This is a genomic window from Saccharopolyspora taberi (assembly GCF_039534165.1).
In the GTDB taxonomy this organism is placed as follows: Bacteria; Actinomycetota; Actinomycetes; order Mycobacteriales; family Pseudonocardiaceae; genus Saccharopolyspora_D; species Saccharopolyspora_D taberi.
Genome location: NZ_BAAAUX010000003.1, coordinates 221,700 through 240,793 on the forward strand (window position 1 = coordinate 221,700; position 19,094 = coordinate 240,793).

Annotated in this window: 17 protein-coding genes; 8 read left to right on the forward strand and 9 right to left on the reverse strand. The window is 69.5% G+C overall.

Features of this window, described 5'->3' with window-relative positions; genetic code table 11:
* Window positions 1–34: 34 nt before the first annotated feature.
* The 6 genes from ABD691_RS03785 to lipB form a co-directional block, all read right to left on the reverse strand.
* Window positions 35–892, reverse strand: coding sequence for an AfsR/SARP family transcriptional regulator (locus ABD691_RS03785; protein ID WP_344678024.1), 858 nt, complete (start codon window positions 890–892; stop codon window positions 35–37).
* A 434-nt stretch (window positions 893–1,326) separates the two neighbouring features.
* Entirely contained in the window at window positions 1,327–1,746 is a 420-nt protein-coding gene (locus ABD691_RS03790) for an ester cyclase (RefSeq protein WP_344677941.1), read from the reverse strand.
* 35 nt (window positions 1,747–1,781) lie between these two features.
* Complete coding sequence (locus ABD691_RS03795; protein ID WP_344677942.1) at window positions 1,782–2,729, reverse strand: hypothetical protein; 948 nt, start codon at window positions 2,727–2,729, stop codon at window positions 1,782–1,784.
* A 23-nt stretch (window positions 2,730–2,752) separates the two neighbouring features.
* Window positions 2,753–3,394, reverse strand: a complete 642-nt coding sequence (locus ABD691_RS03800; protein WP_344677943.1) for an HAD-IA family hydrolase — start codon at window positions 3,392–3,394, stop codon at window positions 2,753–2,755.
* A complete protein-coding gene (locus tag ABD691_RS03805; protein ID WP_344677944.1) occupies window positions 3,391–5,361 on the reverse strand; it encodes a GMC family oxidoreductase N-terminal domain-containing protein in 1,971 nt (656 codons plus the stop codon). Before ABD691_RS03805 ends, ABD691_RS03800 begins: the two co-directional genes overlap by 4 nt.
* Window positions 5,362–5,582: 221 nt before the next feature.
* Window positions 5,583–6,278 (reverse strand): lipoyl(octanoyl) transferase LipB, encoded by a 696-nt coding sequence (gene lipB / locus ABD691_RS03810; RefSeq protein ID WP_344677945.1) that lies wholly within the window; start codon window positions 6,276–6,278, stop codon window positions 5,583–5,585.
* Between the two features lie 153 nt (window positions 6,279–6,431).
* Here lipB and ABD691_RS03815 point away from each other — a divergent pair, with 153 nt between their 5' ends.
* Window positions 6,432–7,169, forward strand: a complete 738-nt coding sequence (locus tag ABD691_RS03815; protein ID WP_344677946.1) for an SDR family NAD(P)-dependent oxidoreductase — start codon at window positions 6,432–6,434, stop codon at window positions 7,167–7,169.
* Between the two features lie 56 nt (window positions 7,170–7,225).
* Here ABD691_RS03815 and ABD691_RS03820 read toward each other — a convergent pair whose 3' ends face one another.
* A complete protein-coding gene (locus ABD691_RS03820) occupies window positions 7,226–8,119 on the reverse strand; it encodes an SAM-dependent methyltransferase (protein WP_344677947.1) in 894 nt (297 codons plus the stop codon).
* A gap of 87 nt (window positions 8,120–8,206) precedes the next feature.
* A complete protein-coding gene (locus ABD691_RS03825; protein ID WP_344677948.1) occupies window positions 8,207–9,730 on the reverse strand; it encodes an aldehyde dehydrogenase family protein in 1,524 nt (507 codons plus the stop codon).
* Window positions 9,731–9,998: 268 nt separating this feature from the next.
* On the opposite strand from ABD691_RS03825, the gene ABD691_RS03830 reads away from it, so the two are divergent.
* The 6 genes from ABD691_RS03830 (at window position 9,999) to ABD691_RS03855 (ending at window position 16,026) form a co-directional block, all read left to right on the forward strand.
* Window positions 9,999–10,241, forward strand: coding sequence for an acyl carrier protein (locus ABD691_RS03830; protein ID WP_344677949.1), 243 nt, complete (start codon window positions 9,999–10,001; stop codon window positions 10,239–10,241).
* A complete protein-coding gene (locus ABD691_RS03835; protein ID WP_344677950.1) occupies window positions 10,234–11,451 on the forward strand; it encodes a beta-ketoacyl-[acyl-carrier-protein] synthase family protein in 1,218 nt (405 codons plus the stop codon). Before ABD691_RS03830 ends, ABD691_RS03835 begins: the two co-directional genes overlap by 8 nt.
* Entirely contained in the window at window positions 11,451–12,527 is a 1,077-nt protein-coding gene (locus tag ABD691_RS03840; RefSeq protein ID WP_344677951.1) for a beta-ketoacyl synthase N-terminal-like domain-containing protein, read from the forward strand. Before ABD691_RS03835 ends, ABD691_RS03840 begins: the two co-directional genes overlap by 1 nt.
* Window positions 12,528–12,581: 54 nt before the next feature.
* Complete coding sequence (locus ABD691_RS03845; RefSeq protein ID WP_344677952.1) at window positions 12,582–13,607, forward strand: aldo/keto reductase; 1,026 nt, start codon at window positions 12,582–12,584, stop codon at window positions 13,605–13,607.
* A gap of 99 nt (window positions 13,608–13,706) precedes the next feature.
* Complete coding sequence (locus ABD691_RS03850) at window positions 13,707–14,663, forward strand: class I SAM-dependent methyltransferase (RefSeq protein ID WP_344677953.1); 957 nt, start codon at window positions 13,707–13,709, stop codon at window positions 14,661–14,663.
* A gap of 73 nt (window positions 14,664–14,736) precedes the next feature.
* Window positions 14,737–16,026 carry an enolase C-terminal domain-like protein gene (locus ABD691_RS03855; protein WP_344677954.1) on the forward strand — a complete coding sequence of 430 codons (1,290 nt, stop codon included), beginning with the start codon at window positions 14,737–14,739 and terminating at the stop codon, window positions 16,024–16,026.
* Window positions 16,027–16,137: 111 nt separating this feature from the next.
* Here ABD691_RS03855 and ABD691_RS03860 read toward each other — a convergent pair whose 3' ends face one another.
* Window positions 16,138–17,085 carry a LysR family transcriptional regulator gene (locus ABD691_RS03860; protein ID WP_344677955.1) on the reverse strand — a complete coding sequence of 316 codons (948 nt, stop codon included), beginning with the start codon at window positions 17,083–17,085 and terminating at the stop codon, window positions 16,138–16,140.
* Between the two features lie 120 nt (window positions 17,086–17,205).
* On the opposite strand from ABD691_RS03860, the gene ABD691_RS03865 reads away from it, so the two are divergent.
* Window positions 17,206–19,008, forward strand: coding sequence for a collagenase (locus tag ABD691_RS03865; protein ID WP_344677956.1), 1,803 nt, complete (start codon window positions 17,206–17,208; stop codon window positions 19,006–19,008).
* Window positions 19,009–19,094: the final 86 nt, after the last annotated feature.

Here is a 19,094-nt window from a genome sequence, read left to right on the forward strand (position 1 = left end):
CCGCGACGGCCCCGGCGGTGGTGGCCGGAAAACCTCAGAGCGCGGGCGCGGGCCGCGTGGGCACGTCGCGCCCGGACAGGATCTGCAGTTGCAGCCGCTGGATCTCCAGCGACGGGTCGAGCCCGAGTTCCTCGCGCAGCAGCTTGCGCAGCGCTGCCAGGGCGCGCAGGGCGTCGCTGCGGCGCCCGCACCGGTGCAGCGCCTCGATGTAGCGGGCGTGGAACCACTCGTTCAACGGGTTGGCCGCGACCAGGCCCTTCAGCTCCGGCAGCAGCCTGCGGTGCTGGCCGAGCTGGAGATCCGCCTCGATCCGCAGCTCCAGCGCGTGGTTGCGGGCTTCTTCGAGGTGCACGGCGTGCTTGCGCAGCAGCGGGCCGCACTGGACACCGGACAGCGCGCGCCCGCGCCACAACGCCAGCCCGTCCGCGAGCGCGGACGCGGCCTTGGCGGGCTCGCCGTTCTCCAGCAGCTTCTCGCCGGTCTTGACCAGCCGCGTGAAGCGGGTGGCGTCGATGTCGTCCTCCGGCCACTGCAGCTGGTACCCGCGCTGCCCGGTCACCACCGGGGAACTGCCGTCCGCGGCCGGGCAGTCGCGGAACAGCTGCCTCAGGTGGTAGATGTGCGTGCGGATCGTCGCGGTCGCGGTCTCCGGCGGGGATTCTTCCCACAATTCGTCGATCAGGTCATTTATTCCCAATGGCTGGTTCGCATGCAACAGGAGTACCGCGAATATTGTCCGCACTTTCGGTCCGGAACGTGGTTGAACGGATGGTGGAAGCAAAAGCTCGCCAAGCACTCCGAACCTGCACATGTTCAACCCCCATAGTCGTTGCAAGACCGGGCCGGAAGGCGCGCAGGATGCGCCGACCGGCCCAGGGCAGCGGATTTTCATGCGGTAGGTGAAACTACCGGCGTCCACCAGTGTTCGTCAACTGTTCCCCGAAGGGATCTGGGCCTTTGAGCTGGTGGAAACGTCTATTAAGGACGGTCTCGTGCGTATAACTGGTCGGTAACTTCGAGTTCGGTGTGGACTTGGCGTTTGACCGGGTGCGGGTGTTGAAAATGGAAAATGCCAGGTTGGACCGCGTGGTCGGGTGTGCGTGGCGGAATCCGTCGACCGCGACCCGGGCGCGGGTGCGCGCACGGCCGCATCGGAGCCGGTGTGTGCAAACCCACGCGGGCGAATTCGGCTGGATCAGTTCAGAATCGCCTGCTGCGGCAAGAAAACCGGCGGCGCGCATCAGGAAAACGTTGGAGGCGCCGCCGAAACGCGCCGGGACGGCGAATGCCCGCCCCGGCGCGTTTTCGGAGCAGTCGGATGCGTCGCTACGGACGCGCGGGCCATGCTCCGAGTTGGCGCATCAGCCCCAGGTCGTCGCGCACCGCCCAGTGCTCGGCGACCTGGCCGTCGGCCACCCGGTACAGGTGCAGGTGCTGCACCTCGACCCGCTTGCCGGTGGCCGGCACGCCCATGAAGTCCTGCACCTGCCTGCCGGTGAAGATCACCCGCAGCATCGCTTTGTCCCCTTTTGCGAAGGAATCCACGATCGACCAGGTGGCGTCCTCCCAGACACCGCGCATCCACCGCGCGGTAGCCGCATAACCCTCCGGCCCGCCCGGGTGGTCCGGGGACGCCTCGTGGTCCACGAAGTCCGGCGCCACCAGCCGCCGCGCGACTTCTTCGTCCCCGTCGTTGAAAATGCGGCCCATCTGGATCGCGATGTCCAGCACCTCGTCGTCGGTCATGAACTTCTCCTTTCCGCCGAATCCGATCTTTTCCGTCAGTGCCTGCGCAGCACGAAGCCGTCCGACGTTTCCTGGCCGCCCGACCAGAACAGCACCTGCAGGCTGCTGCTGAGGATGTAGTCGCCGTGCGGGGTGACCGCGATCGTCGTCGGGCTCGCGTCCGGCCACCGCTCGTCGCGCACCGCGGTCGCCGACTTCCAGCCGTCCTCGCTGCGCAGCAGGAAAGCGCCGTCGTAGCCTGCCGACCGGATGGTGTTGGTGGCCACCACGAGATCGCCGTCCGGGCGCAGGGCGATCCCGTCCGCGCCGATCACCGGGGTGTCCAGGTCGACCTTGGTGGCGCGCGGCGTGCCGTCGAGCGGAACGCGGAGCAGTTCGCCGGTGTCGTAGCGAACGGTGAGCAGGTAGCCGTCGGGGTGGTAGGCGATGCCGTTGAGCCCCACCTCCGGCAGCCCGTCGGTGGTCGGCGCGTCGAACGCGTCGTCCTCCAGGAAGACCGACGCGTTGCCCGCCGGGTCGACGCGGAACAGGGTGGGCGCGAACGAGTCGGTGACGTAGGCGTTGCCGTCGGCGTCCAGCGCGAGGTCGTTGGCGAGGTGCAGGCCGGAATGCCAGCCGAGGTCGACCAGCTGGACGAGCTTGCCGGAGTCCAGCTCGAAGATGCCCAGGCCGGCGTGCCTGCCTGCCGTCTCGGGGGTCGAGCCGGCGCTGAGCAGCCCGCCGGGACCCGCGTAGACGTCGTCGTAGGTGACCAGCAGCCGGTTGCGCTCCACGTCGGCGCGGATTCCGCCGGTGGCGATCAGGTTCTCGTGCTTGACGAGGGTGCTGGTGGCCCCGTCCGGGGTCACCACCGACACCGTCCCGTACCGCAGCGAGCCGACGAGGAACGCCGACCGGGACGGGTCCCAGGCGACGCCCTCGGGGTGCAGGGCCCGGTCGGTACCGCGGATGACGTCGGGGAATTCCTTGTTGTCCAACCCCATGGTTGCTCCCTGTTTCGCCGTGCTTATCGGTCTTGCCCGCCGAGCCAGCCGCGCAGCTCGGCGATGGCGGATTCGGTGTCGGAGAAGTGGATCGCCGCCCAGCCGGCCTCGACTGCCGCGGCGCAGTTCTCCGGGAGGTCGTCGACGAGCAGGCAGCGCCCGGGCTCGACGCCCGCGCGCTCGGCGGCGAGGTCGAACATGGCCCGCTCGGGTTTGCGGTGGCCGACCTGGAAGGACAGCACGACCTCGTCGAACAGGTCCTCCGGCGGGACCATCCGGCGCCAGTGCTCGTCCCAGCCCGGCGGCATGTTGGACAGCATCCCGACCAGGACCCCGGTTTCCCGGATCCGCCGCAGTTCCGCCGCCCACGGCTCGTTGCTCTCGCGGTCGCGGAACCACTCGGCGGTGAAGCCGGACAGGTCGACCGGCCGGCCCGTCGCGTCCAGCAGCGCGGTCTCGACCAGCCGGCACCACTCCCGCTCGGTGACCAGCGGGGTGTCGAGCGGAGCCATGGTGTCGGTGCCGAACTGCCTCCCGACCTCGCGCATCGCGGCCAGCATCTCGCCGGGACCGACGCCGATCCGGCGGCAGAACTGTTCGAGAGTGGTGCGGATGGGCGGGGTGAGCACGCCGCCGAAGTCGGTCCAGACCGCAGGCGCGCTCATCGGGCATCCCGTTCCCGGCCGAGCATCCGGTGCGCGGTCCGGCGGGCCAGCGCCATGATCGTCCACATCGGATTGACGCCGATGGCGGTCGGGAACGCGCTGGCGTCCCCGATCCACACCCCGGGGGTGCCGTGGACCTCGCCGTCGGGCCCGGCGACGCTCGTCGCCGGATCGAGCCCCAGCCGGGCCGTGCTCATCACGTGCGCGGTGAACCCGACCAGGCCCAGGTGCCCGATGCGGCACTTCCGGATCTCGGCCAGGTACTCCTCGATGTCCTCGCCGCGCCGCCACGGCGGGGTGGACTGCCCGCCCACGAAGATCCGCTCGGCGCCCGCGGCATGGTGCATCCGGATCGAGGCCTCGATGGCGTCGCGGAGGTTCCTGCGGTCCAGCTCGTCGTCGAAGGGGTAGCGCTGGACGCTTTCGCCGTCCGGGCCCAGCGTCACGCTGCCGGAACCGCGCGCCTGCACGAGGCAGGCGAAGTCGGCCCGGTGGCGCGACTTCAGCACCAGCTCCTTGACCTCGCGGCCGGAGCTCCACGGGATGGTGGTGGTCAGCAGCCCCATGTAGTGGTGCGAGCCCTCGATCAGGAAGCCGTGCCCCTGCTCGCGCCGGGAGAACTCGTCGACGATCCCCGACTGCGCCGGGCCCCACCACGGATCCATCGGCTCCGGGTAGATCCCGCTGATCACGCAGACGGGGTGGGCCTGGAGGTGCTGGCCGACGGCGGCACCGCCGATGCCGGAGTTCAGCAGCACGCGCGGGGTTTCCAGCGCACCGGCGGCGAGGACGACCTGCTCGGCGTGCACCTCGATGATCCGCCGGCGGCCGGTGTCCGGATCGGTGTGCACCGCGCGTACGCCCGACGCGCGCCCGCCGGACAGCAGCACCTTTTCCGCCCTGGTGTTGGGGAAGATGGTGGCTCCGGCGTCGGACGCGTCTTGGAGGTAGGTCTTGAGCGTGCCGCGCTTGGCACCGCTGCGGTCGCCGAAGCCGCTGTAGCCGATGGTGGCGAGGTCCTGCGTGCGCGCGTCCACGTTGAGCATCGCGCGGCGGTGGCTGTAGCCGAGCGCCTCCGCGCCCGCGAACATCCGCTGGTGCGGGGAGTTCAGCACGGCGGCGTCGCTGTTGATGCCGATGCGCCCGGCCACCGCGTCCAGGTGCTCGTCGAACTCCGGGCCGTCCAGCCCGGTCAGCCCGAACTCCTCGGCCCACCGGGCGCGCACCGGCGCAGGCGGCCGCACGCAGTTGGACCAGTTCACGGTCGACCCGCCGCCGACCGAACCACCCGCCGCCAGCACGAGATTCCCGTCAGCGGTGGGAAAAGGTCCGCCGTGCAGGAACAGGTTGCGGTAGGACCACAGCTCGTCGTGGGTGAAGTCGTCCTCCGCGAAGTAGCCGCCGCCTTCGAGGACGACCACCTTCCTCCCGGCCGAGGCCAGCTCGCCCGCGACCACGCCACCGCCGGAACCCGAGCCGACGACCACGACGTCAGCGGTGCTTCGCTCGGGAGGTTCGGCGACGTTGAGCGTCTTGCGCGCGGCGGCGGGCTCGCTGGTGGGGCCGGGGTAACCGATGGCGGGCCAGAACGGGTTCCGGCCTTCGGCGTCGGTCCTGCCGTAGGCGAGCAGCATGCTGTTGGAGCGGAGCGCGTTGATCGTCGCGGCCTCCCGGTCCCCGCTCCGGGCCACCGAGCCAAGCACGGCCTCCCGCTCCTCCAGCGGTTTCGAGCCAAGATCCGCGAGCCGGTCGAGCAGCGCGACGACGTCTTCGACCAGCTCGGCGGGGGCGGTGGCCAGGACCTGCTCGACGGCCGCGTCCGCTCCCGCCTGCGAACCGCTGCGCGCGAAGAATCCGTGCGGGTCGTCGTCGACCCCGGTGACGGCGGGGACGAAGGTGTCCACCACCGCGGTCAGGACGGCGCGCCGTGCCGGTGTGAGAACTGTTCTTTCGGCATTGTCGGCCAACGTAATCCTCCGTACTGGCGAAAAAGGGCGCTCGTCGAGCACTGCTGAATGCTGGTTTTGATCGTAGGGATTCGTCGTCGGCGGCAGTTGGAAGTCGCGTACCGGAACTGATCAAAGAACGTTGGAAGCGCGCTAAAAAGCGCGTTCAAGGGGGAATTCCCGCGGACAACGCGAAAAACCGCCCGGTTCGGCGTGGAACCGGGCGGTTGAGGTGAATTCGGTCAGACCGCGCCGAGCGCGGCGGAGACGGCGTCGCGCACCTCGGCCTCGCCGGGCGTCGGGATGCCCTGCTCGTCGGCGAGCTCGCGCAGCGAGGTCATCGACACGTCCTGCAGCGCGCAGGCGGTGAACTGCTGGAACGCGGTCATGTCGGGGTCGATGTTGAGCGCGAAGCCGTGGCTGGTGATGCCGCCCCGGATCCGCATCCCGATCGAGGCGATCTTGCGCTCGTCCGGGGTCCACACGCCGACGAGGCTGGTGGCGCCGGACGGGGTGTCCCGGCGCAGCGCGCGGAAACCCAGCGAGTCCAGCGCGGTGATGAGCCCGTTCTCCAGCCAGCGCACGATGTCGACCGGCCCGCGGGCGCGGGTGTTGAGCACCAGGTAGCCGACCAGCTGGCCGGGGCCGTGGTAGGTCGCGAACCCGCCGCGGTCGACCTCGACGGTCGGCGTGGAGGAGGTCACCGCGGGCAGGTCGCCGGGGTCGGTGTGCCGTCCGTAGGTGATCACCGGTGGGTGGGAGAGCAGGAAAAGCCGGTCCCCGGCGGTGCCGTCGCGTCGCTGCTGAACCCATTCCTGCATGGCCTTGACGGCGTAGTCGTAGGGAATTTCCCCGAGATCCACGCGGGACAGGACCGGGGCCGCGGCCTCCGGACCGGCGATGTCGCGCCGTTCCGCGGAATCGGTGTTCTGCTGCATTCCCGAAGGTTAGCGCACCTGCCGCACCGGGCAGGCGGATCGAACGGTGCTGGAAAGCGGATAAAACCGCCTTGCCTTCCATTTCCCGCTGCCCGACTCTCGGTGCGAACCGGTCGCCCGCGCGCGTGCGCGGCCCGAGGAAGGAGTTCGCCGGTGTCTGAAGCCAACACCGAAGCCGGACGGCCCCCAGTCGCCCTGATCACCGGGGCCACCGCGGGGATCGGCCGGGTGGTCGCAAGAGAACTGGCCGCTCGCGGCATGACCACCCTGCTCGGATACCGGAACCGGGAGCGCGGGGAGCGGGTAGCCGCCGAACTCGGCGCGGACGGCAGGGTGATCCCGGTGCACCTGGATGTGACTCGGGAGTCGACGATCGCGGCTGCGGCGGAGTGGATCGAGGCGGAGTTCGGCGTCCTGGACGTGCTCGTGAACAACGCGGGCGTCAACGTCGGGTCGAACGTGCCGAGCGAGGTCACCGCCGAGGACATGCGCCAGGTCTACGAGACCAACGTGGTGGGCGTGGTGGCGACGACGCACGCGATGCTTCCGCTGCTGTCCCGCGCGGAAGCGGCGAGGGTGGTCAACGTGTCCAGCCAGCTCGGTTCGCTCGCGCTCGCCAGCGCGCCGGACAACCCGTGGCACTCGCTGCTCGCGTACCACTCGTCGAAGTCCGCGCTGAACATGCTGACCGTGCACTACGCCCGTGAGTTCGCGGACACCCCGATGAAGATCAATTCGGTCTGCCCGGGGCGCTGCGCCACGGCCATCAACGACTTCACCGGAACCCGGACCCCTGAACAGGGCGCGGAGGTCGTCCTCCGCTTCGCGACCCTCGGTCCGGACGGGCCGACCGGCGGATTCTTCAACGACGAAGGCAGAATCGGCTGGTGAATCCAGGAACGCGAGCAGGCCACCACGATCCGCGTGGTGGCCTGCTCGCGCACGGATCAGCTTGAGCGGGCGGTGATGAAGTGGGTCCGCGAGCACAGCGCCTGCGAGATCGGGTCGAACTTACGGCGGTAACGACCGGCCATCTCGGCGGAAGTCCTGGTGCTGACCTCCCAGCCCCAGGCGGCGATCCGGTCCTCCGGGCGGGGGCGTTCGGACTCCCCGAGCAGCAGTTCCGGGAGTTCGACGTGGAAGTACGCCGGAACACGGGCGAATTCGGGGTCGCGGGCCAGCGACGGGATGTCCCGCAGGTGCTCGCACACCAGCCGGCTGCCCGGCGCGGACAGCTCGCGGATCACGTCGAGGAGCTGCTTCTCCGCGTCCTCGGTCAGGTACATCAGCAGGCCCTCCACGACCCAGACGGTGGGTTTGGCCGGGTCGAAACCGCTCCGCACGAGTTCGCCGGACCAGCTGGTGCGGAGGTCGGTGGCCACCGCGCGCCAGTCGCAGCGCGGTGCCGCGCCGTTGCCGCGCAGGACTTCCTCCTTGAACGCCAGCACCTTCGGCTGGTCGATCTCGAAGAAGCCGAAGCCTGCGGGCAGGTCCAGCCGGAAGGCCCGGGTGTCCAGCCCCGAGGCGACGACGACGGCCTGCTCCGCGCCTTCCGCGCGGGCCCGGAGGAAGCAGTCGTCGAAGAACCGGGTGCGGACTCCGAGGTGGTTGGACATGTGGGTCCAGATCGCCAGGCTCTCCGCGCCGTCGCGCTCGGCGGTGCCGAGATCGGTCGGCATCGGCACGGGCGCGTCGGCGGCTTCGAGGAAGTGCGCCGCGAGCGGATCGTCGATCAGCGCGTCCGCCCGGTTGCTGTCGATCGCCCGCCCGGCGGCGACGATGAGGGCGGTCAGGCCGACCCCGGACACGATGTCCCACGCCTCCAGCTGTTCTGCGGCCATTGTTTGGGGTCCCTTCGGAGTTTTGCTTGGGAGTGCGGGAAATCCCGTGGGCCGCGACCACCGGGCGGGGCGGTCGCGGCCGGGGTGTCAGAAGAAGCCGAGCGCGTCGGGGGAGTAGCTGACGAGCAGGTTCTTGGTCTGCTGGTAGTCGTTGAGCGCCATCTTGTGGTTCTCCCGGCCCATCCCGGACTGGCCGTAGCCGCCGATCGCGGAGTGCGCCGTGTACTGGTGGTAGCAGTTGGTGAAGACCGTCCCCGCCTGGATCGCCCGCCCCGCGCGGTACGCGGTGCCGGCGTCCCGGGTCCACACACCCGCGCCCAGGGCGTACTCGGTGCTGTTCGCCAGCCGGATCGCGTCGTCGAAGTCGCTGAACGACGTGGCGCACACGATCGGGCCGAACAGCTCCTGCTGGAAGATCGACATCGAGTGGTCGCCCTCGAACAGCGTCGGGGTGACGTAGAAACCCCCGGAGAGCTCGCCGCCGAGGTCGGCCGCCCCGCCGCCCGCCAGGGTCTTCGCGCCCTCCTTCTTGCCCTGCTCGATGTAGGACAGCACCTTCCGGTACTGCTCCTCGCTCACCAGCGCGCCGACCATGGTCTCGTCGTCTAGCGGGTGCCCCAGCTTGACCGACTCCGTGCGCTGCTTCGCGTCGCCGAGGAACTGGTCGTAGATGCTCGACTGGATCAGCGCCCGGGACGGGCACTGGCACGCCTCGCCCTCGACGAGCGTGAACATCGTGAAGCCTTCCAACGCCTTGTCGTAGAAGGCGTCCTTCTCGGCGGCGACGTCGGCGAAGAAGATGTTCGGGTTCTTGCCGCCCAGTTCCAGCGTCGTGGGCACGATGTTCGCGCTGGTGTAGCTCAGGATGTCCCGGCCGGTCTCGGTGCCGCCGGTGAACGAGACCTTGCGGATCCGCTTGCTCGAAGCCAGCGGTTTGCCCGCCTCCGGGCCGAATCCGTTGACCACGTTGAGCACGCCGGGCGGCAGCAGGTCGGCGACCAGGTCGAGCCACACGTGGATCGACGCGGGCGTCTGCTCGGCGGGCTTGAGCACCACCGCGTTGCCCGCGGCCAGCGCGGGAGCGAGCTTCCACGAGGTCAGGAACAGCGGCACGTTCCACGGCACGATCTGGGCGACCACGCCGAGCGGTTCGTTGAAGTGGTACGCGGCGGTGTTGTCGTCGAGCTGGGAGATGGTGCCTTCCTGGGTGCGGATCGCCGCCGCGAAGTACCGGAACTGGTCGATGGCCAGCGGGATGTCGGCGATGACCGGTTCCCGGATGGGCTTGCCGTTGTCCCAGGTCTCGGCCACCGCGAGCCGGGTCAGCTCGGCCTCCATCCGGTCGGCGATCCCGTTGAGGATCGCGGCGCGCTCGGCGGGAGACGTGCGGCCCCAGGCCGGTGCCGCGGCCTCGGCGGCGTCGAGCGCGCGTTCCACGTCCTCGTGGGTGCCCCTGGCGATCTCGGTGAACCGTTCGCCGGTGACCGGGGTGATGTTGTCGAAGTACTCCCCTTTGACCGGCTTCACGTATTCGCCGCCGATGAAGTGGTCGTAGCGCTGGGCGAAGGAAACCGCGCTGCCGGGCTGCCCTGGACTGGCATACCGCGTCATGTCTTCTCCATCAAGTTCGTTTGTCCGACCGGATTTCGATCCTACTGAGGAGCGAAGAATGCACGTCGATCTTCCATAAAAGTCCCGTGGATGCCGGTTGAGCAGCGCGTTCGGGATGCCTAACGTGAATGTCGCGATCTGCACCTCGCAATGTTCCCGGCCCGGTTCGCGGGCTGGTCGTGATGAACGTGCGAGTTGGGTTTCGATTCTTTGGAAGGCGCTGATGGCTGCAACCGGAAATTCCCCGTTGGATGGTCACGCCGATTCGGTGATCAGGACGATTCTCGTCGAGGAGTTCGAACTGGATCTCGGCCCGGAGGAGCTGGACGCGGACGCCGACTTCGTGTCCGAGTACGAGGCGGACTCGCTGGCGATCATCCAGGTGCTCGCCCGGATCGAGCGCGAACTGGGGTGCTCGCTGTCGAAGGAGCAGCTCGGGGAGGTGGTGACGCTGCGCGGCGTCACCGAGCTGTTCGCCCGCGCCAGGAGCGGAGCCGCGGGCCATGACTGACCGCCGTCGGGTGGTGGTGACCGGGCTGGGCGCGGTCAGCAGCCTGGGCGTCGGGGTCGACGCGGTGACCGCGGCGATCCGGGCGGGCGAGTCCGGCACCGGCCCGATCACCGGGTTCGACACCACCGGGTTCCCCCAGGTGAACGCGGGCGAGGTGGCCGGCTTCGAACCGGAGCGGATCCTGCACCGCCTGGACCACCGGAAGTGGGGCCGCAGCAGCCTTTTCGCGGCCAGCGCCGCACGGCTCGCGGTCGGCGACAGCGCGATCGACCCGGACCAGCTCTCCGCGCTGACCGCGGGCGCCATCATGGGCACCACGAGCGGCGAGTCGAAGATCATCGACCATCTCACCGAGCAGTGGGTGCGCAACGGGATCTCGGAGATCGACGCGCGGCTCGCCGCGCGGGCCCCGGCGGGCCAGATCGCCACCGCGGTCAGCGCGGAGCTGCGGCTCACCGGCAGCACGCAGACCCTCGCGACCGCGTGCGCGGCCAGCAACTACGCGCTCGGCTACGCGGCCGATCTGGTGCGCTCCGGCGACGCGGACCTGATGATCTGCGGCGGCGCCGACTCGGTGAACCGGTACAACCACGCCGGTTTCCACCAGCTCGGCGCGCTCGCCGAGGACGTCTGCCGCCCGTTCGACGCCGACCGCTCGGGCATCCTCACCGCAGAAGGCGGGGTCGCGCTGCTCCTGGAACCGCTGGAGCAGGCGGTCGCCAGAGGTGCCCGGATCTACGCCGAAGTGCTCGGGTACGGGCTGAACTGCGATGCCCACCACATGGTCCAGCCGGACCCGGAGAGCATCGCCGAGTGCATCCGGCGGGCGCACCGCAACGCGGGCGTCGAGCCGGAGCAGATCGACTACATCTGCGCGCACGGAACGGGCACGCCGACCAACGACATCACCGAGGTGAACGCGGTGCGCGCGGTGTTCGGGGACCGGCTCCCGCCGATGAGCTCGATCAAGTCGATGCTCGGGCACACGATGGGCGCCGCCTCCGGGTTCGGGGCGCTGGTGGCGTGCAAGGCGATCGAACAGGGCTTCCTGCCCCCGACCGCCAACCACCGGAAGGTGGATCCGGCGTTCGGGGACGGCATGGACTGCGTGCCGAACCGGGCTCGCCCCGCGGAGTTGCGGTTCGTCCAGAACCACGGTTTCGCGTTCGGCGGCAACAACGCGATCACGGTTTTCGGGAGGGTGGCGTGATGGTCCGCGGACTCGCGGTCACGGGATGCGGGGTGCTGTCCCCGGCAGGCGCGGGATTGGAGGTGCTGGCGGACGCCCTCGACGGCCGGGCCGCGGCCAGCGCGGACACGACGTCGGTGGCGACCGAGGAACCGCTGCCCGAGCCGGTGTGGGCGGTCCCGGACTTCCGGATCGCTGACCAGCTCGGCAGGAAGGGCACCCGCAACCTCGACCGCACCACCGGTCTGGGGCTCGTGGCGTGCCGGACGGCGATCGAGCCCTACGGCGGCGATCAGCGCGACGTGGGCGTGGTCGTCACGACCGGACTCGGAAGTGTCCGCAGCATCAGCGAGTTCGCGCGGGACACCTGGATCTGGGACAAACCGCACCTGGTGGATCCGCGGGCGTTCCCGAACACCGTGATGAACAGCTGCGCGGGCCAGATCGCGATCCGCTACGGCATGCGCGGGGTCAACGCCACGGTCGCGGGCGGCCACGTCGGCGGTCTGCACGCGATCCGGTACGCGCGCAACGCGGTTGACCAGGGGCAGGCCGAACGCCTCGTCGTCGGCGGTGTCGAGGAGCTGTGCGCGCAAACCGCCTGGGCGTGGCGGAAGTCCGGCGTGCTGGATCCCGGCATGCCAGTGGGTGAGGCTTGCGCGTTCTTCGCCTTGGAGTCGCGGAGGACCGCTGAATCGGCTTCCCGGCCGGTGCTGGCGGAATTGCTGGCCTGCGAAGTCCGGTTCGTCCCGCCTCCGTTGGCACCGGGGAGGATCCGCGACGGACTCGCGGACTGCATCGAGCGGGCGTTGGCCCGCAGCGGTGTCGGCGCCGACGAGGTCGAGCTCGTGGCCACCGGCGCGGATGGGTTGCGAGGGCTGGGCGTTCTGGAGGAACGTGTTGTCGCGCAGGCGTTTCCGGTCCCGCGGGTCCGGGTGCGCTCCGTCGTGGGGGAGGTGTTCAGCGCGACGGCTTCGCTTCAGCTGGCGGCGGTGCTCGCGCGCTGGCGGGCGGACGGCGCCGCCGGTCGGGTCGCCTTGATCACCTCCCTCGGCCTCGACGGCAACGTAGGCTGCCTCGTGGTCAGATCGGGTTGATCCGTCCCCGGCTCCCGGTGCGCCGGGAGCCGGGAACCACTGGGAGGAACAGGAATGCGTTACCGACGACTGGGGCGGACCGGAGTGCAGGTCAGCCCGTTGTGCCTGGGGGCCATGATGTTCGGCTCCTGGGGGTCGGACGAGGCGGTCTCGGCCCGGATCATCGAGCGCGCGCTGGACGCGGGCATCAACTTCGTCGACACCGCCGACGTCTACTCCGCCGGGGAGTCGGAGGAGATCGTCGGCAGGGCGCTGGCGGCGCCGGGGCTGCGCGACCGGATCGTGCTGGCCACGAAGGGAAGCCTGCCGATGGGCGACGACCCGAACCAGCGGGGGAACTCCCGGCGCTGGATCACCCGGGCCGTGGACGACAGCCTGCGCAGGCTCGGCACGGACTGGATCGACCTCTACCAGATCCACCGCCCGGACCCGGCCACTGACATCGAGGAGACGCTGGGCGCGCTCACCGACCTGGTGCGGGCGGGCAAGATCCGCTACATCGGCAGCTCGACGTTCCCGGCGCACCAGATCGTGGAGGCGCAGTGGGCCGCGCAGCGGACGGGCTCGCAGCGGTTCGTCTGCGAACAGCCGCCGTATTCGGTGCTGGTGCGCGGGATCGAGGCCGACGTCCTCGACGTGACCGCGAAGCACGGCATGGGCGTCATCACCTGGAGCCCGCTCGCGGGCGGCTGGCTGACCGGCCGCTACCGCAGGAACGCGCCCATCGAGACCAGCCGCCGCTTCGACCGCCTGCCCGGCCGCTACGACCTGGAGCTGGACGCCAACCAGCGCAAGCTCGACGCGGCCGAGGAACTGGCCGTGCTGGCGGAAGAAGCGGGGATCTCGCTCATCGAACTGGCACTCGCCTTCGTCCTGCGCCATCCCGCGGTCACGTCGGCGGTGATCGGACCGCGCACGCTGGAACACCTCGAAAGCCAGCTGCCCGCCGCCGAAGTGACGCTGAGCCAGGACGTGCTCGACCGCATCGACGAGATCGTCCCGCCCGGCACCACGCTGAACAAGGAGGACGCCGGGTGGCAGTCACCCTCGCTGGCCGACGCGAGTCTGCGTCGCCGTTGAGCCGCTGCGTCCGGACAGACGGGACTGATCCGTGCCATGGCGTGCTGGAAGCCGGGCCCGCCCGTAAAATCCGCTGGTGTCGGTCGTCTGGAGGCGCGCATGCCGTCAGCGGTGGTGTTCCGGGTGATCCAGATCCTCCTGCTCCCGCTGGGGATCGTCGGGTACGTGCTGTGGGTCGGCAAGCTGCTGCTGCGCGGGCGTCGGTCGCGGGTGTCGGAAACGGTGCTCGCCTCCTTCTACACGCGGTGGATGCAGCACAACCTCGGCACGCGGAAGGATCCGGCCTGCGCCCGGATGATGCGGGTGCTGCCCAACGTTCCGCAGTTCGGACTGACGTTCGTGACGAGTCCGATGCTGGCGGCGAACCGGATCTCCGGACATGTCCCGAAGATCTACCGGTATCCGTATCCCGGCGTTCCACCGCTGATGCACCAGTCCGCCGCGCGGACGACGTTCTTCGACGAGGCCCTCTCCCGTTACGCCGGCAGCGTCGATCAACTCGTCGTCCTCGGCGCGGGATTCGACACGCGTTCCTACCGGGGACTGGACGTGCGGTGCTTCGAAGTCGACACGCCGTGGACCCAGCCGTTCAAACGGGAAATGCTGCGCAAGGCAGGTGTGGACACCACCGGTGTCACCTACGTGGCCGCTGATTTCGAGCAGGAGGACTGGTTCGACAAGCTCGTCGAGGCGGGTTACGACCCGGGAGCACCGGCGTTCTTCCTGTGGGAGTCCGTCACGATGTATCTGGACCGCGCGGCCGTGGAGAGCACGCTGCGCCGGATCGCGGGCAGCGCGCCAGGAAGCGCCGTCGCTTTCGACTACTTCTCGACGGATCTGCTCGAAGGCGGCTCGCTTTTCATGCGCTACGCCAAGGCGATCCTCGACGTCCTGGGCGAGCCGTGGAAGTTCGGGCTCCCGACCACGCCGCCGCCCGCGCGGGACCACCTCGCCGATTTCGTCGCGTCGTGCGGTCTTTCACTTGAGGAGCAACGGAATTTCGGCCGCGAACCGGCGCCGGCCGGTTTCGTGACGGCGACCGTGCGGTCCCCGTGATCGGCGGTTCCGCCGCTGGTCCGCGCGGCGGAGTATGGGCGTCGAAGCGTTCAGCCGACCAGGGAGCGAGCCGATGACCGCGCGCGTTGTGGACTTCGAGACCGTCGACCTGCGATTCCCCACGTCGAGCGCCCTGGACGGGTCCGACGCGATGAACCCGGCCCCGGACTACTCGGCCGCCTACCTCGTCCTGCGCACCGACGCCGGTGACGGCCACGGCTTCACCTTCACCATCGGCCGAGGCAACGAGCTGGCGCTCGCCGCGGCGGAAGCGGTGGCCGGGCGGGCGGTCGGCCTGCGTGTCGACGAGATCGCCGCCGACCTCGGCGGCTTCGCCCGCCACCTCGCCGCCGACAGCCAGCTGCGCTGGCTCGGCCCGGACAAGGGCGTCATCCACCTGGGCACCGCGGCCGTGGTCAACGCGGCCTGGGACCTGGTGGCCAGGATCGAGGGCAAACCGGTCTGGAAGCTGCTGTCCGACATGTCCCCGCGGCAGATCGTCGACCTCGTCGACTGGCGCTATCTGCGCGACGAGCTGACGCCGGAAGCCGCGCTGGAGATGCTCGAACAAGCCGGAAGCGGCCGAGCCGAACGGGAATCGCTGATCCGCCGCGAGGGTTATCCGGCCTACACGACGTCGGCGGGATGGCTCGGTTACGACGACGAGAAGCTGCGCCGCCTGTGCCAGGAAGCCGTGGACGCGGGCTGGGACTCGGTGAAGCTGAAGGTGGGCGCGGACCTGGACGACGACCGGCGCCGCTGCCGCATCGCCCGCGAGGTGCTGGGCCCGGACCGGCGCCTGATGATCGACGCGAACCAGACCCTCGGCGTGCGGGAGGCGATCGACTGGCACCGCGCCCTCGCCGAGTTCGACATCTGGTGGTTCGAGGAACCGACCAGTCCGGACGACGTCCTCGGCCACGCCACGATCCAGCGCGCGATAGCCCCGACCCACGTCGCCACCGGTGAACACGCGCACAACGCGGTGATGTTCAAGCAGTTCCTCCAGGCCGAGGCGATCGGCATCTGCCAGATCGACGCCTGCCGGCTGGCCGGGGTGAACGAGGCGGTCGCGACCATCCTGCTCGCCGCCGCGCGCGGCGTCCCGGTGTGCCCGCACGCCGGCGGAGTGGGCCTGTGCGAGCTGGTGCAACACCTGTCGATCTTCGACTACGTCGCGGTCACCGGCCGGCTGGACAACCGCGTCGTCGAGTACGTCGACCACCTCCACGAGCACTTCACCGACCCGGTCCGGATGCGCGACGGCCGCTACCTCCCGCCGGAACGGCCGGGCTACAGCGCGCAGATCAAGCGCGAGTCGCTGGAGCGGTACCGCTTCCCCGACGGCGCCGCGTGGGCCTAGGCGGTTAGGTGCTGTCTGGCTCGGTCTGCCCGAACCCGGACCCGCGAACCCCTGTGTGCGACCGGCGGCATGCTAATGCGAGCCCGCCACCACCCACCTTGAAGACACCCCCTAGGCCGGATGCACCTCGGGGTGCTCCTGCCACCACTGGTGGAACAGCGGATTGTCGGTCACGTGCGCCAGGTAGGCGCACGTCAGCTCGCGGTAGAGGTCCGCGGCCTGCTCGCGGCTGAGCCGGTCCTGCCGCCACGCCACGGTCAGCCGCGCGATCAGCGGGTCGCCGTCGAGCGGGCGGACCGCGGTGCCGGGCGGAGCGGGCCATGTCGGCTCGACGAGCCGGATGCCGTGGCCGCCCGCGATGAGTTCCTGCCCGCCTCCGCTCGGGGCTTCGAAGCGCACCCGCGGTTCGAAACCCGCGGCCCTGCAGGCCGTGCGCAGCGCGGCCAGCGAGCCGTCGTCGGCTCCGGGCGGGCCGATCCACGACTCGTCGCGCAGGTCGGTGAGCCGCACCCGGTGCTCACCGGCGAGGCGGTGACCGGCAGCGATCGCGACGAAGATCGGGTATCTGGGGACCAGAACCCGGGTCGTCACCGGGCGCTCGATCGGAACGTCGAAGCCTTCCATGGTCCCCACCAGCGCCGCGTCGAACCGGCCCCGCGCCAGGGAATCGGCCAGCACAGCGGCGGAGGACTCGATGTGCAGCGTGATGTCACGCTCCGGCAAGGCGTTCTGGACGCGATCGGCGACGGTGGCCACGCAGGCGAGATGAGCGCAGCCGAAGCGCAGTGAATTCCTCGCAGCAATGGGAAGATCGGTGAAAAGTGCGTCGGCTTCGGAGAGCACGATCCGGGCCCGGTCGATGATCCGCTGGCCGAACGGCGTCGGGGACATTCCGGTGCTGCTGCGGACGAACAGCGCATCGCCCATCGTCTTCTCGATGGAGCGCAGGTGCGTGCTGAGGGCCGGTTGGGTGAGCCCGATTCTGGCTGCGGCGCGCGTGATGCTCCCGGTTTCCGCCACGGCGCAGATCATTCGCAGGTGCCGGATGTCGAGTGCCATAGCGGAACTCTATGCCTCCGCTTATGACCTGTCGCGACTTTTCGTTGCCAGACTTCGCAGGTTCCCAGTCGAGGTAGGAGGTTCACCTTGCTGAGCAAGCATTTCCGATCCGGTAGCGGGTTGCGGCTGAAATCGTCCCGGAAACTCGTGTTCGGCCTGGTCCTGGCGATCTGCGCCGCGCTGTTCCCGTTCCCCGCGGCGGCCGAGACGCTGCCGCCCTCGCCGCCGCAGTTCGCCGAGGCCAAGGACCGGCCGCCGCTGCCGGCCCCGAAGCCGCCGAGGCCGGCGCGGACGCCGAACTGCGATCCGGCGAACTTCACCGGAAACACCGGCGCCGAGCTGGTCCGCCAGATCCAGGCGGTCGGCACCGATTGCATCAACACCCTGTTCAGCCTCACCGGAACGGACGCGCACGGTGCCTTCCGGGAGGAGCAGATGGTCACCGTGGCCAACGCGTACCGGGACAACGCGGTGAACTATCCCGGCAACAACAGCACCGGCACGGCGCAGCTCGTGCTCTACCTGCGCGCGGGTTACTACGCGCAGTGGAACGATCCCGAAAGCGTCGGGGAATACGGGCCGGCGCTGAAGACCGCGATCCAGGCGGCGCTCGACACCTTCTTCGCCAACAAGCAGTCCGAGACGGTCAGCGACGAAAACGGCGAGGTGCTGGCGGAATCGGTCACCCTGATCGACAGCGCCCAGGAGAACGCCCGCTATCTGGGTGTCGTCAAGAGACTGCTGACGGACTACGACGCGTCCTACGACCAGTTCTGGTGGATGCTCAACGCGGTCAACAACGTCTACACCGTCCTGTTCCGCGGCCACCAGGTCCCGGAGTTCGTCGAAGCCGTCCAGGCCGATCCCAGCGTTCTGGACACGTTGCACGCGTTCGCCATCGGCCACCTCGACCTGCTCGGAACCGACCGCGGCTACCTGACGTCGAACGCGGGCCGCGAACTCGCCCGCTTCGTGCAGCACCAGCCGTTGCGGGACAAGCTGCGCCCGATGTTGAAAGAACTGCTCGGCAAGAGCGAGATGACCGGCCCGACGGCGGCGCTGTGGGTGGGAACGGCGGAGATGACCGACGCCTACGACAAGGAGAACTGCGCGGAGTACGGGACGTGCGATCTCCAGCGGAGGCTGACCGAGGCGGTGCTGACGGTGGAGCACACGTGCAGCCCGAGCATCCGCATCCGCGCCCAGCAGATCGCCCCGCAGGAACTCGACGCGTCCTGCACGAGCCTGAACGGCCAGGACGCCTTCTTCCACGAGAAGGTCAAGGACAACAACCAGCCCGTCGCCGACGACAACAACAAGACGATCGAGGTCGTGGTGTTCGATTCGAGCGCCGACTACCAGATCTACGCGGGAGCGATCTTCGGCATCGACACCAACAACGGCGGCATGTACCTGGAAGGCGACCCGGCCGCACCGGGCAACCAACCGCGTTTCATCGCCTACGAAGCCGAATGGCAGCGCCCCGCCTTCGAGATCTGGAACCTCAACCACGAGTACACCCACTACCTCGACGGCCGCTTCGACATGTACGGCGACTTCGCGGCGGGCACCAGCACCCCGACGGTGTGGTGGATCGAAGGAGTCGGCGAGTACATCTCGTACTCCTACCGAAACCTGCCGTACCAGGAAGCGATCGACGAAGCGGGCAAGCACACCTACCGCCTGAGCGAACTGTGGAACACCACTTACGACGCCGACACGACCCGCGTCTACAGGTGGGGCTACCTCGCCGTGCGCTACATGTTCGAGAAGCACCCGGAAGACGTGGACACCGTCCTGCGCCACTACCGCACCGGCGACTGGAACGCCGCCCGCGACTTCCTCACCCGCACCATCGGCACCAGCTACGACGAGGACTGGTCCCGCTGGCTCGACGAGTGCTCCGCCGGGGCTTGCCGGTAGGCCCGGCGCTTTCGGTCTCCTGCCGGGCTTTTCCGGCAGGAGACCACTGCACCCCGGTGACCTGCGACACCCGAGATTGACCTCGA

What these genes read in the sequence shown, in the direction of transcription:
- ABD691_RS03835 (WP_344677950.1), top strand. Translation starts at nt 10,234, where the DNA reads ATGACTGACCGCCGTCGGGTGGTGGTGACCGGGCTGGGCGCGGTCAGC.
- ABD691_RS03795 (WP_344677942.1), bottom strand. Translation starts at nt 2,729, where the DNA reads ATGGGGTTGGACAACAAGGAATTCCCCGACGTCATCCGCGGTACCGAC.
- ABD691_RS03800 (WP_344677943.1), bottom strand. Translation starts at nt 3,394, where the DNA reads ATGAGCGCGCCTGCGGTCTGGACCGACTTCGGCGGCGTGCTCACCCCG.
- ABD691_RS03820 (WP_344677947.1), bottom strand. Translation starts at nt 8,119, where the DNA reads ATGGCCGCAGAACAGCTGGAGGCGTGGGACATCGTGTCCGGGGTCGGC.
- ABD691_RS03860 (WP_344677955.1), bottom strand. Translation starts at nt 17,085, where the DNA reads ATGGCACTCGACATCCGGCACCTGCGAATGATCTGCGCCGTGGCGGAA.
- ABD691_RS03855 (WP_344677954.1), top strand. Translation starts at nt 14,737, where the DNA reads ATGACCGCGCGCGTTGTGGACTTCGAGACCGTCGACCTGCGATTCCCC.
- ABD691_RS03785 (WP_344678024.1), bottom strand. Translation starts at nt 892, where the DNA reads ATGAAAATCCGCTGCCCTGGGCCGGTCGGCGCATCCTGCGCGCCTTCC.
- lipB (WP_344677945.1), bottom strand. Translation starts at nt 6,278, where the DNA reads ATGCAGCAGAACACCGATTCCGCGGAACGGCGCGACATCGCCGGTCCG.
- ABD691_RS03850 (WP_344677953.1), top strand. Translation starts at nt 13,707, where the DNA reads ATGCCGTCAGCGGTGGTGTTCCGGGTGATCCAGATCCTCCTGCTCCCG.
- ABD691_RS03845 (WP_344677952.1), top strand. Translation starts at nt 12,582, where the DNA reads ATGCGTTACCGACGACTGGGGCGGACCGGAGTGCAGGTCAGCCCGTTG.
- ABD691_RS03790 (WP_344677941.1), bottom strand. Translation starts at nt 1,746, where the DNA reads ATGACCGACGACGAGGTGCTGGACATCGCGATCCAGATGGGCCGCATT.
- ABD691_RS03825 (WP_344677948.1), bottom strand. Translation starts at nt 9,730, where the DNA reads ATGACGCGGTATGCCAGTCCAGGGCAGCCCGGCAGCGCGGTTTCCTTC.
- ABD691_RS03840 (WP_344677951.1), top strand. Translation starts at nt 11,451, where the DNA reads ATGGTCCGCGGACTCGCGGTCACGGGATGCGGGGTGCTGTCCCCGGCA.